Source organism: Desulfobacca acetoxidans DSM 11109 (genome assembly GCF_000195295.1).
In the GTDB taxonomy this organism is placed as follows: Bacteria; Desulfobacterota; Desulfobaccia; order Desulfobaccales; family Desulfobaccaceae; genus Desulfobacca; species Desulfobacca acetoxidans.
The window spans coordinates 152,684-166,411 of sequence record NC_015388.1 but is presented as its reverse complement, the minus strand read 5'-3'; the positions used below and the strand labels follow the sequence as shown (position 1 = coordinate 166,411).

Sequence of the window (13,728 nt, the reverse complement as noted above, 5' to 3'; positions counted from 1 at the left end):
TGGTCCGACAGCAATTTTCATGGATTGCGGGTGACTTGCAGGTTACGAAAATCAGGACCTTCACTTTTTATCCTTCTGCTTGGCGGAGGTGGTAAAGTTGCCGACATCAATCATACCTCACCTCCACCAGATACAGCCCTGCCGCCGGAGCAGTAGGACCGGCCTGACGACGGTCTCTCGCCGCCAGGAGGCGCTTCAGGTCTCCCGGCGAACGTTTGCCCCACCCCACCTCTACCATGGTTCCTACCAGCGCCCGCACCATACCGCGCAGAAAACCGTTGGCGGTGATCTGAAAGATGCGCCAGCCGCCGGGCTTCTCTTCCCAGGAGGCAGCCATTACTTTCCTTGTCGTTGTTTTCACGGAGCCGCCGCTGGCCTGAAAAGCGGCAAAATCCTGCTCCCCCAAAATATAGCCCGCCGCCTGCCGGAGGAGACCCTGGTCGAGAGGTCTGGCCAGCCACCAGCAATAGTTGCAATGCACCGGCGAGCGCACCGGCCGGTTCAAGATGCGGTATTCATAGGTCTTGGCCGTGGCGGAGTAGCGGGCGTGAAAACCTGCGGGCGCGTCGCAAACCTTTAGGATAGCCAGGTCGCGGGGCAGCAGGCTGTTCAGCCCCTCCCGGAAGGCCGACAGCGGCAGGCTGGAGGTGGTGAGAAAATGGGCTACCTGTCCGAGGGCATGTACCCCGGCATCGGTCCGGCCGGAGCTATGCAGACGGATAACCTGGCCGGTGAGCCGGGCCAGGCAGGTTTCCACTACCTCCTGGATAGTCAGGGCGTTTGCCTGGCGCTGCCAGCCATGATAGGCGGTGCCGTCATATTCCAAGGTCAGACAGATAGTGCGAGTAGGCGAGATGGGGCCGGAGACCGGCGCAGTGACGGATGGCGTTGGGAGGGGGAGGCCTTTCAAGGCAGAAACGGCACTACTTCGAGCCCCTGGGTTTCGGGAAACCCGAGCATCAGGTTCATATTATGGACCGCCTGGCCGGAGGCCCCCCGAGTCAGGTTATCGATGGCCGATACGACGATCAAACGGCCGGTCCGCTGATCCAACCGCCAGGCCAGGTCGCAGTAGTTCGAACCCCGCACTGCTGCAGTGTTGGGCAGAATCTCCGGCGGGCAGAGCCGGATAAACGGCGCACCCCGATAAAACTGCTCAAAAACGGCGGCAATCTCCTGTTCCTCGAGAGGACCCTGCAGGACGGTATAGAGGGTAGCCAAAATTCCCCGGTTCATTGGAACCAGATGGGGGGTGAAGGTAATCTTCAGGGGCAATCCAGCCAGCCGGCCCAATTCCTGTTCCATTTCGGGCGTGTGGCGATGTTCGGCTATCTTATAGGCCCGAAAACCTTCGTTGACCTCACAGTAAAGCGTACTTAAACTAACTCCCCGACCGGCGCCGCTGGCCCCGGATTTACAATCAGCAATAATTCCCTGGGACTCAATCAGACCGGCATGCAAGAGGGGGGCTAACCCCAAAATAACACTGGTGGGGTAACAGCCAGGGTTTCCTACCAACCGCGCCCGCTTGATCTCTTCCCGGTACAATTCCGGCAGGCCATAGACCGCTTCGGCTAAAAGCTCGGGAGCGGTATGCTCCTGATACCACTCTTCATAGACCTTCCGATCCCGAAAACGGAAATCGGCACTCAGGTCCACCACCTTACCGCCGGCCTCTAACAGCGAAGGAATGACCGCCATGGCAGTTTTGTGGGGCAGGGCGACGAAGAACAGGTCCGCCGCACCCGCCAGCCTGTCCGGATCAGGCCAAGAAAACGTCAGGTGGCAGACCCCGGCCAGGGCCGGAAAGGCCAGGCTGACCGGTTTGCCGTTGTATTCCCTGGAGGTGACGGCAGTCAAGTCAACACCAGGATGCCGGACTAACAGACGTATCAACTCCAGGCCGGTATATCCCGACCCCCCTATAATAGCAACTCTAACCATGCGCTTTCCTCTGCCCTGCAGACCTACCCCGAAAATAGTACCCGATCACTGCAAAATGTTCCCCCCGGAAGAAAACCTTTTACCGGGATCGGTTCGGATTCTTTACTCTACTACCAACAATGTCGCCGTCAACCGTATATGCCGAGGCAGTCTCGCCCAAATAAAAAGGCCAGGAACATGATCTTCGCCCCTGGCCGATTATTTACAAATTGGTATGTTCTGGTGATCACAACGAAGCATGAAAACAGAACCGTGGCAGCGGCACGCAATAATGCTTTTTCTGCTCACCGCCCACTGCCCACTGCTTTTATATAAATGCCCCCAAACCTGCCCCATGCCGACTACCAGGCTGGAGAATAAGGAGACCTAACGTTTGGAATACTGATATCTGGCCCGAGCCCCACGCTGACCATACTTCTTCCGCTCTTTGATGCGGGCGTCACGGGTCAAAAAACCGGCTTTCTTCAAAATGGGGCGGAAATCACTGTTCAACAACAGCAAGGCCTTGCTGATTCCGTGCTTGATAGCACCAGCCTGGCCGAACATGCCACCCCCCTGAACATTAACGTAGATGTCGAAATCTCCCCCGGCGTTGACCAACTCCAGGGGCTGGCGGATGATCATCCGGGAAATCTCGACCGGGAAATAATGCTCGAATTCCCGATCATTGACCATAATCTTACCGGTTCCGGGCTTCAGATAAATGCGGGCAATGGCGTTTTTCCGCTTGCCCACGGCGTGAATGCTGTTCGACTGGGCCATATCCTCTCTCATCAATTGGTTTTCAGGGCTAAGATTTCCGGTTTCTGTGCCTGATGGGGATGCTCGCCGCCGGTGTAAATTTTCAATTTTTTCAACAATCGCCTTCCCAGGCTGTTCTTCGGCAACATACCCCGTACCGCCTGCCGCAGGACCTCGGTCGGCTTGGCTTGAAACATCAGGCGGGCGGTAGTGGATTTCAAGCCGCCGATATAGCCGCTGTGACGATAATAAATCTTCTTGTCCAGCTTTTTGCCGGTAAACAAGGCCTGCTCGGCGTTAACAACAATAACGAAATCGCCCGTGTCACAATGTGGGGTAAAAATGGGCTTGGTTTTTCCACGCAGAATCATGGCGATCTGCGTTGCCAATCGACCGATGACCTGATCTTTGGCGTCCACTACATACCACTTTTTATCAATGTCCTTTTCACACGCTACAAAGGTTTTCATAACTATCTCCGAAATATTGAAACAGTTATTTATATCTATATATTTTTAGGTTGTCAATAATTTAAGGTGGAAAATCTCACCTGGAACATAATTCTTCGGAGAGTAATTCATTCGCGGCCGCTACTTCCTCAATAGTCCGACCGCTCAGAACGGACTCTGGCCGGGTCAGGAGAAGATCCTGAGAGGCATCGGCTTCGGCGTCGTTCTTTTTCACCAGCAGCCAGCTTTCATCCCGGCCTTTCTTGAAGCGCGTCAAGGAGTAGGCGCCGCGCAGTTTTTTCCCCTCCAGCCAGACGGTAATATGACCGTGCTCCAATGCCTGGGGCAGTGGAATGGCCTCGCCTTTTTTTTCGGTGAGGTTCCGGTAGGTTCCCAGATCCCAGACCAGGACGGTACCGGCGCCGTAGTGTCCCGGAGGAATAACTCCCTCAAACGTGGCATATTCCAGGGGATGGTCCTCGGTGGGAGCCGCCAGCCGTTTGTCCTGGGGATTGGTGGAGGGACCTTTGGGCACCGCCCAGGATTTGAGGACGCCATCGACTTCTAAGCGGAAATCGTAATGCAGCCGACGCGCGGCGTGTTTTTGAATGACAAAGACGGGCGCCGCTTCTCCCGCATCCAGTGTTCCTCCCATCGGCTCCGCCGTAGCAGCAAAATCCCGTTTCCGGCGGTAGGTGTTAAGGGGATCGTCTTGACTCATTTTACCCTGCTCTGCTGCTGACGCCAGGACCGAGTCAACCGGATTCTCCGGTAATCCGGTTCGCCCCAGCACCTGACACTCAACTATCAAGCATGTGCTTGATGATCAGTTAAAACACGCCGCCAGCCCAACACGTCGATATTATTCTGATGAGGGTGAGCTCCGGTAGTTTGACAGATAGCCTGTGCCTCGACTACCGTCCGTAAAAGCCGGTGATCGTCGCGGTGGCCAGGATTTTGCCTTCCAGGGCTTTTTGAAAAGCGGCCAGAGATGGTTTTCCCGGAAGATCCAACTCCTTGACATTTAAGGCATAGAGAGTCGCGACATACGGATGGTCGCCGGTCCCTTTGGGCGGCTGCGGACCGCCGTAGCCGATCTCGCCGAAGGAATTACGGAGCTCCCGGGCGCCGGTTGGCAGGTTCTTCCTCGAGGCCCCTTCCAACAGCCCCTGAGCCTCACAGGGAATATTGATGATCAGCCAATGAACCCAGTTGTTGGCTACCGGATGTGGATCGATGATACTCAGGGCCAGGGATTTGGCGCCCGGAGGGACCTCACTCCAGCTAAAGGGCAGGGAGATATTCTTTCCACCTGCTCCGGGCATGACGTAGGCAACCGGAATTTTACCTTTATCGGCAAAGGCGGTAGAGGTCAGTTCCATGGCGTCTCCTTCTCTAGGAGTCGTTGAGAGGAATAACAAACACCAGATACCGAGCCAAACAGCGAAGATCTTTATATAAAAACAGTGAGCAGCGGGCAGTGCGCGGTGAGCAGAAAAAGCATTATTGTGAGCCGCCGCCGCGGTTCTGTTTTCATGCTTCGTTGTGATCTCCAGAACATGACAATTTGTATGCATCTGTTTTATCCCCGAATCGGAGATCGGCTTTAAGTTGGCACCCTTCGCCTGGTCTCTGGCCAAAACCCGATCTTTAGGATATATTCATGATACTTTTCATCGATAGAAAAATCAACTCGACAACCCTCCAGGAACTCTTTGGGAATAAAAAATAATTCGCCGCGAGGAAGCTATGACCGGCTGGTTGTTCTATTCTGTTCTGGCACTGATATTTTGGGGATTTTGGGGTATTTTTAATAAGATTGCCTCATCCCATCTCCCCTGTTGGGCCATTTTTTGGGTGGAGCTATTCGTTTACCTGATAGTCGGGGTTTTTATCTGGGGGCTTCTGCGCACTCCAGTTGCCTGGACCCTACCGGGACTGGCGGCGGCCATCGCGGCCGGTTTCAGCGGTGGCCTGGCATTGTTTTTTTTCCTCAAGGCCCTATCTCTGGGACCGGCGACCGTTGTCGTACCCCTGACGTCTTTATATCCCTTGATCACTGTAGTTCTCGGAGCAATCCTCTTGCAGGAAAGCCTTACTCTGCGCCATCTGGCAGGAATCATCCTGGCAGCCGGGGCCGTATGGCTGTTGTCCAAGTAATATTTCCAGATCACCGAAACCGGCGTTGCCAGAAAATATGTGAGAGCGCAGAGTAAGGCGCCTCCGATGCGTTGACTTTTCCCTCTAGCTGCGATAACCTAGGATATGTCAGCAGTTGCCTGAATCGAAGTCAGCGTGTAGACGTGAAGAACGAGTTTTAAAAGCTCAAGGAAGATATCTAAACATCCGGTATGCAAATCCCAAAACCATTGGGCTGGACCCAGACCGCACTCCAGCCGGAATCCTTCCGCTTGCTAAAGTGTATTGCTGCAGAAATATGCTACTCTGCGATTATCCTAAAAAGGCCACCGCGCTGGCCGATGGTCACAGCATAGTTGCTAACGCTCCGATTTTTACAGATATGAGTCTGGTGCATGAAAAAACTTTTTAGGTTTTTCGATCGGGACCGTGAGACCCTGCAAAGCGTAGCGCTCATCAATTTTTTTGAGGATGACCAGGTATCTGCCCAGGTAGAATGGAAGACCGGAAAGAACGGGGTTGAGGAATGGATCAGGCTCATCCTCTTTTACTACGCCCGCATCATGTTTGAACTGGCAGAATTGAACGAAAACCGGGTGGCTCGGGAACTCATGGGTTTTATCTCCCGGATTGCAGCACGTCTGTCCCACGCCTCTGGCAGGATGCAGATTCCCTTGGGAAAACTGCGGTATGAACCTAACCCCACCATACCGAGCCGGCGGGTTTACCAGGCCATGGTATTTGCCAAGAAAAATGGCAGCCACCGGTTGGAACTGAAGAGCGTAATCGGCAAGGAAAAGTTCTATCTGCCGGCCAGTTTTTTGGCCCTGCTGCAATGCGGTATCTTGCACATCAATGATGTTTCTCAGGCACAATTGGCTCACGGTCTGGAGCGCCTGCACCAATACTACCGCTATAAAAGAGATTTCTGGGACAGCGTTTCGGTCACCGAAGGCCCCGCCTTTGCCCTGAGCCATGAGGTTTTGACCGAACCAGACCCAGACTTTAATGCAGTATAATTCTAGCCGGCCGGTTGATCTAACTCCGGCACCGGCGATCTCTCTGCAAATCGCTGTAAGAGCCTGCCTTTGATGGTCTCAAATTCTTCCGGACTGATGACGCCGGAGTCGCGCAGACGCAAAAAACCTTCGATTTCTTGCCGTAGTTTCCCCGGTGAACCCAAGCTCTCTTCAACTGCCACGGCCGCCATCGCCTCCAAGTCGAGGTTGGCAGGTCCCTCCAGCGCCAGAGGCGGAGCTCCCAACTGCAAAGGCGCCGGGTAACGTCCTCCCTGATAACGGAAGCTCAACAGTCCATTCAACAGGGTCACTTCGATATCTTTACCGGACTTAGCTGCTTCCTTAACGATATCACTAACTTCAGAACTCTGTGCCGCCAGCCGGGATTTCAGCTTCTGCCAGCAGCGATAGATTCGCCAGGAAAAAAATCCCGCCAGACCCAGAAAAGCGGCAGTGATCCAGGCACTGAAGCCGATGACGCCGGTAATCCAGACCAGACCGACAATCAGGACGAAGGGAATCGCCAGCAGAAAAAAGAGTAAGCTGTAAAAGGTCATCATATTGCCGAAGGAGGCAATCGGTGGGGCTTCTCCTTGGGTCTTGACCCGTTCGAAAAATCTCTTCATGTTTGATTCCTGGTAACCAAGCTCGTCGGTCCCCTTATCTCGAGCCTCTTTCCGAGGAAGAAGAGCGTCCAAGGACCGGATTCCTGCACACCGCAATGCCAAGCAACACTACCAAGAAAACGACCAGCACTGGAAACATCTCCTGGCTGCATGGCATTCCTGCGGGCAGTTGCATTATTGGTAGAATTTACTTTTTTTTCAAACATCCTGCAAGGTAAATTGCATATCCCGTCATCCCCGGAGCCTGATAACCCCATTCGCTAGTCCTGATTGCACCGGATAGACCTCATCACCGATCATGCAGCACAGCTAAAAAAGCTGCGGATGGCCTTATAGGTCATGTACAAATCGGCCTTGGAGGCTACCTCAAAGGGTGAATGCATCGACAACAGCGCCGGACCTAAATCGACAATGTCCATACCGTAGGCGGCCAAAAATTTGGCAATGGTGCCGCCGCCGCCTTCGTCAATCTTGCCGAGCTCCCCGGTCTGCCAGATGACGCCGCTTTCTCGGAATATGCCGCGCAGCCGATTGAGGTATTCGGCATGAGCGTCATTGGCCTGGTACTTGCCTCCGTGGCCGGTGTATTTGGTCAGACAGACGCCGTAGCCTAAACGGGCGGCATTTCGCTTCTCATAGACTTCCGGCCAATCAGGATCAAAAGCCGCTGCCACATCGGCCGAAATGGCCTGAGATTGCATCAGGGCCTGACGGCGGAGGGCGGTGGATTCTCCCTGCCGAGCCAACAACTGCGCCACGATCTCCTCCAACAGGATGCTCTGGGCCGAAGTGTTGCCGGCACTGCCAATCTCCTCTTTATCAACTAACAGCACCAGACAGGCATGAGACGGGGCGGTCAGGTCTAACGCCGCGGCCACCGCGGCAAAGGCACAGGCCCGATCATCCTGGCCATAGCCACCCAATAGGCTGCGATCCCAACCGATGTCGCGCGCCGGCCCCGCAGGCACCACCTCAAGCTCGGCGCTGAACAGATCCTCTTCGGTAAGCCCATAGCGTTGCGAAAGCAGGTGCAACAGGTGTAATTTGGTTCTTTCTTTTATCTCTTTGTCCCCCAAGGGCAGAGACCCTACCAGTAAGTTCAGCTTCTCGCCGATAAAGGCCTCATCAACTTTTTTATCCATCTGCACCTTGCGGGCCAGGTGCGGCAGCAGATCGCAGACCGTAAAAACCGGATCGTCCGGGTCTTCTCCTAAACGCAGGGTTACGGATTCGCCATTTTCCTTCAGAATGACCCCGTGCAGGGCCAGCGGACGAGCCAGCCATTGGTATTTTTTGACGCCACCATAGTAATGGGTTTTTAAATAAACCAGATCAGTTTCTTCGTACAACGGGTTCTGTTTGAGATCAAGACGCGGCGAATCGATGTGGGCCGCCACAATCCTCAAGCCCTGGCTCACCGGCCGCTCCCCCAAAACAGCCAGAGCGATGGTCTTGCCCCGATAATTGAGGAAAAACTTCGACCCGGCCTGGCCGCTTGCCAATTCGATAAACCCGCGTTCCTGGACCTGGCGCTGCACCTCCAAGACGGCCTCGCGCTCGGTCTTGGCCTGGTTTAAAAACCCCTTATACACCTCGGCATAGGCCATCAGGGCCTGACGCTCCACCTCGTCAACATGGTCCCAAACCAGACGGGGCGTCAAGCTCAGCCGGTCCTGGATCTGCTTAAGCGTATCTTTATCCGGTATCTCCATGAGAAAACTCCTTAGCATCTAAAAATCAAGTCCAAGGTCTTTCGATAAGGTCGTGTCGAAGGTCATGTCCGTAGATATTGAACGAGGGGGTACACTCACCTGACTTTTCAGCGGTTCAATCTAAAGACCTCAGCCTATTAATATACCATAAGACTGTTTCAACTTATTGTCCGAAAAAAATGGTTGTCTAAACTGCGAGACCAGGCGCCGTAGTAATAATGGAGATAAGCCTGTCAGGTCGGAGTCACCACAGCCTTATAATCCATCGCCGGTATGCTGCTTTCTCTTCAATTTCACGACCTTTTGATCTACTTTATCTCGCTAGCGGCAGAAAGCTTAACGTTTACTGTCCCTTATTTCTTAAGCGGAACGGCTGCAGCTACTTTTCTTATTGACATCTTGCCTGGTGCGGTACAATATAACAGAGTTGATGTGGCGGTGTAGCTCAGGTGGTCAGAGCATGCGGCTCATATCCGCAGTGTCCGGGGTTCAAATCCCTGCACCGCCACCAGATCAAAACTATCTACCCGTGAAACTCACCCAAAATCTGGCAGCGTGCCGCGGTTGCCGTGATTGCCGATAACAGCGTGCCGATTCATAGCATAGCGTGCTCGATCCTAAAATAGTTGCCCTGCCCAGTAGTTTTTGCTGAAAGCTGATCGGAGAGTGCTATCCGCCTGCCAGAAAGTGAACGAGGGGCGTCTAGTGAAAAAAAAGTTCTGCCTCATAGCCCTAATGATCGGTAGTTTGGTCGTTCCGGCAGTGGCCCGGGCGCAACAGGAGGTTGCACCGCCATCCGAGATACCGCTTGAACTGCAGGCCACTGTGGGCCAACCTATCCAGAATCATGCGACCCCTGCTCCCAAGGCCCTTCCGCCGGAGCAGGTGAAGCGCCCCAAACCCGTTGCGGCAGCCAAAACTACTGCCCTAAAGACCCCGGTTGCCAAAGCGGCGCCGGTCAAACCCAAGGCGGTGAAAGTTCCGGTCGGCAAAAAAGTTAAGACTATCCAAGTCGCAAAATCTGCTGGCAATAAAATCTCAAAGAGTAAGGCCGCGGCGGCCAATCAGCCGGCAGCGGCCAAAACCCAGAAAAAGAAAGCTAAAAACCTTAAAAAGGCCGGTCAGCAGAAATAACTACGATACGAGGCGGTGAGATTGCCCCCGGCGTCAACCCGAAAGGGGCAGCAGCTCGGCTTTGCAGGTGTGGGTTAATCGGTGGGAGATACCAGGCGGCTCGACCGCGGCCGGAAGGGTAAGATGTTGAAAATAAGTACGGCGCCTCACCCGCAGCAACCGGCATCCGTGCAGGAATGCTGCTTGTGGAACGCTTAACCCGAGACGATGGTACTAGCAGAAGATATACCAGGCTTATCGGTTGCCCACTTCGAGTCTTGCCAGGAATGGAGGTTGATTGCTGCTCTCAAAGTCGGGCCTGACATCAGATCCGCCTGCCTTCCCTCCTTGGAAATACGGCAACCTTACCATCATCCCACGTAATCGCCTCCAGGTGGGCAAGATTCCAGGCCCGACAACTCAATATCGCGCTGTTCACATTATTAAACATCCTTGTTCACAATATTCCCAAATTGCCGCTCATTTTATGATATGTTCAAAAATATGTCAACAAGTATTTTAAATATTTAACGTTGACTTGAAGATATGATCGTCTCAAGTCGGGAATAGTCCTTGACGGCGCTTTCTTGACAAGGTAATCTGAGCCCGCGATGCGTTTTTGTCTTGCAGTACCCACATACTGGACCCATCCTGGGGGAGTGGGGAAGGAGGAGGTCATTTATGATCATCCCACTCCGTTGGATGCTCCTGGCACTTTAGCGCGTTTTTTAGATAGCCTTAGAGACCTTTCCGGGCCGCAGATGCAGGTGGTGATCGTCGCCGCGGCCGTCGCCGAGACTCTGGCGGAGGCGGTAGAGGAACGCCTCTGCAGTATATTAGCCAGCCTTCCTCTGTCTTGCCAGCCTTTGCTGTTTTCCTACTCACATCTCAAAAAACTTCATAGTTTCTGCCGCGGTCGCGGTTGCGGAGATTTCTGCGGCCTCCTTTCCCTCTCCGGCTATGCTTCCATTCGCAATCTGACACTGGTATTGGCCAACCTTTTGACTGCCGAGGTGTTGGTCAGTTTGGATGATGATGAGATGCTAGTCCAATCGGATTATTTGGCCCGGATTGAGGAAGACTACACGATGCTGGCGAAGGATTATGAAAAGTTCGGTTTGGGGGGGCTATACGAAAATCCCGATGGCGGCATTCTGGCGGCCGAGCCAACCGACCCCTGGTCCTTCTGGTGGCCCAAGATACGTTGGATGAATCAGGCCTGGAGCGAGCTGGCGGCACCCGATGCCAACCTGCGGTTGACGCCGTTGGCTTTGGGGGGCAACATGGTTTTAGGAGCTCCACTGTATCGGTATCTGCCCTTTGATCCGGCCGTTGTCCGGGGGGAAGACGTGGATTACGTCATAAATGCCCGCATGTTTCAGGTGCCATTTTTCCTGGACCATAAGCTCCGGGTGCTGCATGACCCTCCCGCCAAACCCCACCCGCGCTGGCTCCGACTACGGCAGGATTTAAACCGGTTCTGGTATACCCGCCAAAAACTCCTCTCGCAGGAATCGCCTCCTAGTATGGCCCTGGTTGCACCGGAAGAACTCATGCCCTATCCGGGCAATTTCTTGACCGAAGATTTGGAGCTACGGGCGTATCGGGCTCATACGGCCCTGGCGCTGGAATACCTGGAGGCGGGTGAGGAAGAAGACGCCCGTCAGACGCTGTTGAACCTGGCAGTCATGCAGACGACCCCGCCCGCCAGGAGTGTCTTTCAGACCTATCTGGACGTTGTCCTCCATTGGCGTCGACTTCAGTCATGGCTGGCCGCGCCCGAGGTCAGGGAAGCGGCCCTGGCCGCCATCTGGGGTCAGGTTTGATCAAACCGATGGTTTTTCTTAATCCGCGGGGGCTTGGTCGGGAACCGTCCTTTCCGCCCCTGGGGCTCCTAAAGGCCGAGGCCTTTGAGTTGGCTGAGGTCATCGCCCTGAAACGGGCCGCATCCGTCCCGATACATGTTGTCTTTCCGGTCAAAGAGGCTCAGGAAGCGGCTAACCTCGAAAAATTATGCGTCCTGCTAGAGCCGTTGCACCCCCTCCTCTTTGACCAGGGCTGGCTGGCCTTGGGGGGGGATGAGCCTGGCGCTCTGCTGGAACTTACCCGCCATCGGCCCTGGCTGAAGCTTTTTCAGGCCCGTCAGTTTCCATCTCCGGATCAACCGCCCCAGATCCGGGGCAAGGGTGCAGTTATGCGCGCCCTGCTCTATCATCTGGTACAATCCGGGGAGGTCACCGATGACCGAACAATAATCCAATTCATTGACGCGGATATCGTCCCATCCTATTTCGGTTCCCACTGGCTGGCGGGACCGGTGGGCGCCATTCTTTGGTTCAAGCAGGTGGAAGCGGCCAAGATTGTCTATTTCCGGCCTCAGGGCGGACGATTGAACGCCTTTCTGAGATCGCTATTGGCCACCATCCCCCATTCGGCCATAAAACCGTTGCAAACCCTGGTGTATCTGCTCTCTGGCGAGATGGCCGGGACTTTGAGGTTCTGGACTGCGGTGCCATTCAAGGCCGGCTACGGCGTTGAGGTCATGATCCTCCTGGCGTTGGCTTTGCGACAGGTGCAGCTCCATCCGGACATTCCCGCCCTGGAGCAGGTGGCGCAGGTTTTTGTCGGTCAGATGGACCACCGCCACGCCCCCCTGGTTTCAAGTGGAAGTCTGCCAGGTCTGGACCAGATGGCCGGTAATGTTTTTCTGACGTTATTTGAGGTCCTCCGGCGAAACGGCCTTCTCTCCTGGTCGCAGACGGTTGCCGGCTCGCCGCACCTGACCATCCCTACAATGGGATCGGGACCGGCCGCCTCACCTGAATGGCTGCAGGTCGCCTTAGGAGAGCATACCTTTCCCCCGCTCGGAGACCTCCCGGAGATCGCTGCGGTTTTGAACCCGACAGGCAATAGGGTTTTCCAACGTGGCCCGCAAAATTGCGGGGATGACTCTTGACCACACCTCTAGCCCACATCGCTCCTCCCTGGATTCCCGTCCCCCCATTGACTTACGGCGGCACCGAACTGATGGTGGACCTGCTGGTTAGAGGCCTGCGAAAACGCGGTCTGGAGGTAGTGGTCTTCTGCTCCGGCGACTCAACCCTGCCAGCCCCGAAAGAGGGCATCTATCCCCTTTCCTTCTGGCCCCCGGATAAGTTTTCCGAAAATCTGCACCTAGCCCATGCCTGGCAGTGGTTGCAGCACCACCCGGTAGCGCTTATCCACTCACATCTGGAAAACGCCGCCGGTTTTTGGCAGGTCTGGGAAAAGGCGCCGCCATTGGTAGTAACGCTACACACACCGGTGACGCCCATGAAACGCGATTATCTCCTCCATTTTCCTGCCGTGCATCTGGTTGCGGTAAGTGAGTCCCAGCGTAGGCGCCTGGAGGGCCACCCGCGCCTGCATCTGATTCCGCACGGCCTTGATCTGGCGGCCTACCCGGAACCACAACCCAAAGAAGAGTACCTCCTCTTTCTGGGTCGCATCTACCCGGAGAAAGGCCTACATACCGCCATCCGGGTGGCCCAAACGGTGAACCTGAGGCTGCTGTGCGCCGGTCCGGTCTTCCCACCCGATCAGCCCTATTTTGAGTCGCAGATCGCTCCCCACCTGGACGGCGACCGGGTGATTTATGTCGGCCCTGCTGATTTTGCCAACAAACTGAGACTACTAGGACGGGCTCAGGCCCTACTGCTCCCCCTGGAGGTTGAGGAAGCCTTTGGTCTGGTGATGTTAGAGGCCATGGCCTGCGGCACGCCTGTAGTGGCCTATGGGCGAGGCGCAGCCCCGGAAGTCGTCCGCCATGGCGAAACCGGCTTCATAGCGGCTGATTTTGCCGAGCTCCTGGAGGGTATACGACTAACGGCGGGGTTGAACCCACATGTCTGCCGTCAGCACGTAGCTGATTGCTTCTCCTCGAATGCCATGGTGGAGGCCTATATGTTACTCTACCGTTCGGTGCTCTAAGGAGTAGCCAGCAGCC

General features: G+C 55.0%; 14 protein-coding genes and 1 tRNA gene. 7 read left to right on the top strand and 8 right to left on the bottom strand.

What is annotated here, in order from left to right; all coding sequences use genetic code 11:
* Nucleotides 1–106: 106 nt before the first annotated feature.
* The 6 genes from truA to DESAC_RS00675 all read right to left on the bottom strand — a co-directional run bounded on the left by truA (nucleotide 107) and on the right by DESAC_RS00675 (nucleotide 4,516).
* Nucleotides 107–910, bottom strand: coding sequence for a tRNA pseudouridine(38-40) synthase TruA (truA, locus tag DESAC_RS00700; RefSeq protein WP_013705149.1), 804 nt, complete (start codon nucleotides 908–910; stop codon nucleotides 107–109).
* Nucleotides 907–1,944: an N-acetyl-gamma-glutamyl-phosphate reductase gene (argC, locus tag DESAC_RS00695; protein ID WP_013705148.1), complete on the bottom strand. Its 1,038-nt coding sequence runs from the start codon at nucleotides 1,942–1,944 to the stop codon at nucleotides 907–909. Before argC ends, truA begins: the two co-directional genes overlap by 4 nt.
* A 366-nt stretch (nucleotides 1,945–2,310) precedes the next feature.
* On the bottom strand, nucleotides 2,311–2,706 hold the full coding sequence (rpsI, locus tag DESAC_RS00690) for a 30S ribosomal protein S9 (protein WP_013705147.1): 396 nt from the start codon (nucleotides 2,704–2,706) through the stop codon (nucleotides 2,311–2,313).
* Nucleotides 2,707–2,717: 11 nt separating this feature from the next.
* Complete coding sequence (gene rplM, locus DESAC_RS00685; RefSeq protein ID WP_013705146.1) at nucleotides 2,718–3,155, bottom strand: 50S ribosomal protein L13; 438 nt, start codon at nucleotides 3,153–3,155, stop codon at nucleotides 2,718–2,720.
* A 76-nt stretch (nucleotides 3,156–3,231) separates the two neighbouring features.
* Nucleotides 3,232–3,855 (bottom strand): DNA polymerase ligase N-terminal domain-containing protein, encoded by a 624-nt coding sequence (locus tag DESAC_RS00680; protein ID WP_013705145.1) that lies wholly within the window; start codon nucleotides 3,853–3,855, stop codon nucleotides 3,232–3,234.
* 193 nt (nucleotides 3,856–4,048) lie between these two features.
* A complete protein-coding gene (locus tag DESAC_RS00675; RefSeq protein WP_013705144.1) occupies nucleotides 4,049–4,516 on the bottom strand; it encodes a YbhB/YbcL family Raf kinase inhibitor-like protein in 468 nt (155 codons plus the stop codon).
* 367 nt (nucleotides 4,517–4,883) lie between these two features.
* On the opposite strand from DESAC_RS00675, the gene DESAC_RS00670 reads away from it, so the two are divergent.
* Both DESAC_RS00670 and DESAC_RS00665 read left to right on the top strand, forming a co-directional pair.
* The gene (locus DESAC_RS00670; RefSeq protein WP_013705143.1) at nucleotides 4,884–5,294 is read left to right on the top strand and encodes an EamA family transporter; all 411 of its coding nucleotides are present in this window, start codon (nucleotides 4,884–4,886) and stop codon (nucleotides 5,292–5,294) included.
* 374 nt (nucleotides 5,295–5,668) lie between these two features.
* A complete protein-coding gene (locus DESAC_RS00665; protein WP_013705142.1) occupies nucleotides 5,669–6,292 on the top strand; it encodes a hypothetical protein in 624 nt (207 codons plus the stop codon).
* 2 nt (nucleotides 6,293–6,294) lie between these two features.
* Here the strand turns inward: DESAC_RS00665 and DESAC_RS00660 are convergent, their stop codons facing one another.
* Nucleotides 6,295–6,918, bottom strand: a complete 624-nt coding sequence (locus tag DESAC_RS00660) for an SHOCT domain-containing protein (RefSeq protein WP_013705141.1) — start codon at nucleotides 6,916–6,918, stop codon at nucleotides 6,295–6,297.
* 296 nt (nucleotides 6,919–7,214) lie between these two features.
* Entirely contained in the window at nucleotides 7,215–8,630 is a 1,416-nt protein-coding gene (locus DESAC_RS00655) for an aminopeptidase (RefSeq protein WP_013705140.1), read from the bottom strand.
* 434 nt (nucleotides 8,631–9,064) lie between these two features.
* Here DESAC_RS00655 and DESAC_RS00650 point away from each other — a divergent pair.
* The 5 genes from DESAC_RS00650 to DESAC_RS00630 all read left to right on the top strand — a co-directional run bounded on the left by DESAC_RS00650 (nucleotide 9,065) and on the right by DESAC_RS00630 (nucleotide 13,712).
* Nucleotides 9,065–9,141 (top strand) — tRNA-Met (locus tag DESAC_RS00650).
* Nucleotides 9,142–9,335: 194 nt separating this feature from the next.
* Nucleotides 9,336–9,764 carry a hypothetical protein gene (locus tag DESAC_RS00645; protein WP_013705139.1) on the top strand — a complete coding sequence of 143 codons (429 nt, stop codon included), beginning with the start codon at nucleotides 9,336–9,338 and terminating at the stop codon, nucleotides 9,762–9,764.
* 590 nt (nucleotides 9,765–10,354) lie between these two features.
* Nucleotides 10,355–11,569, top strand: coding sequence for a hypothetical protein (locus DESAC_RS00640; RefSeq protein ID WP_013705138.1), 1,215 nt, complete (start codon nucleotides 10,355–10,357; stop codon nucleotides 11,567–11,569).
* Nucleotides 11,566–12,699: a glycosyltransferase family protein gene (locus tag DESAC_RS00635; protein WP_013705137.1), complete on the top strand. Its 1,134-nt coding sequence runs from the start codon at nucleotides 11,566–11,568 to the stop codon at nucleotides 12,697–12,699. The genes DESAC_RS00640 and DESAC_RS00635 overlap by 4 nt, the downstream gene beginning before the upstream one ends.
* Nucleotides 12,696–13,712 (top strand): glycosyltransferase family 4 protein, encoded by a 1,017-nt coding sequence (locus tag DESAC_RS00630; protein ID WP_013705136.1) that lies wholly within the window; start codon nucleotides 12,696–12,698, stop codon nucleotides 13,710–13,712. Before DESAC_RS00635 ends, DESAC_RS00630 begins: the two co-directional genes overlap by 4 nt.
* Nucleotides 13,713–13,728: the final 16 nt, after the last annotated feature.

What these genes read in the sequence shown, in the direction of transcription:
- argC (WP_013705148.1), bottom strand. Translation starts at nt 1,944, where the DNA reads ATGGTTAGAGTTGCTATTATAGGGGGGTCGGGATATACCGGCCTGGAG.
- rpsI (WP_013705147.1), bottom strand. Translation starts at nt 2,706, where the DNA reads ATGGCCCAGTCGAACAGCATTCACGCCGTGGGCAAGCGGAAAAACGCC.
- rplM (WP_013705146.1), bottom strand. Translation starts at nt 3,155, where the DNA reads ATGAAAACCTTTGTAGCGTGTGAAAAGGACATTGATAAAAAGTGGTAT.
- DESAC_RS00680 (WP_013705145.1), bottom strand. Translation starts at nt 3,855, where the DNA reads ATGAGTCAAGACGATCCCCTTAACACCTACCGCCGGAAACGGGATTTT.
- DESAC_RS00675 (WP_013705144.1), bottom strand. Translation starts at nt 4,516, where the DNA reads ATGGAACTGACCTCTACCGCCTTTGCCGATAAAGGTAAAATTCCGGTT.
- DESAC_RS00670 (WP_013705143.1), top strand. Translation starts at nt 4,884, where the DNA reads ATGACCGGCTGGTTGTTCTATTCTGTTCTGGCACTGATATTTTGGGGA.
- DESAC_RS00665 (WP_013705142.1), top strand. Translation starts at nt 5,669, where the DNA reads ATGAAAAAACTTTTTAGGTTTTTCGATCGGGACCGTGAGACCCTGCAA.
- DESAC_RS00660 (WP_013705141.1), bottom strand. Translation starts at nt 6,918, where the DNA reads ATGAAGAGATTTTTCGAACGGGTCAAGACCCAAGGAGAAGCCCCACCG.
- DESAC_RS00655 (WP_013705140.1), bottom strand. Translation starts at nt 8,630, where the DNA reads ATGGAGATACCGGATAAAGATACGCTTAAGCAGATCCAGGACCGGCTG.
- DESAC_RS00640 (WP_013705138.1), top strand. Translation starts at nt 10,355, where the DNA reads ATGCGTTTTTGTCTTGCAGTACCCACATACTGGACCCATCCTGGGGGA.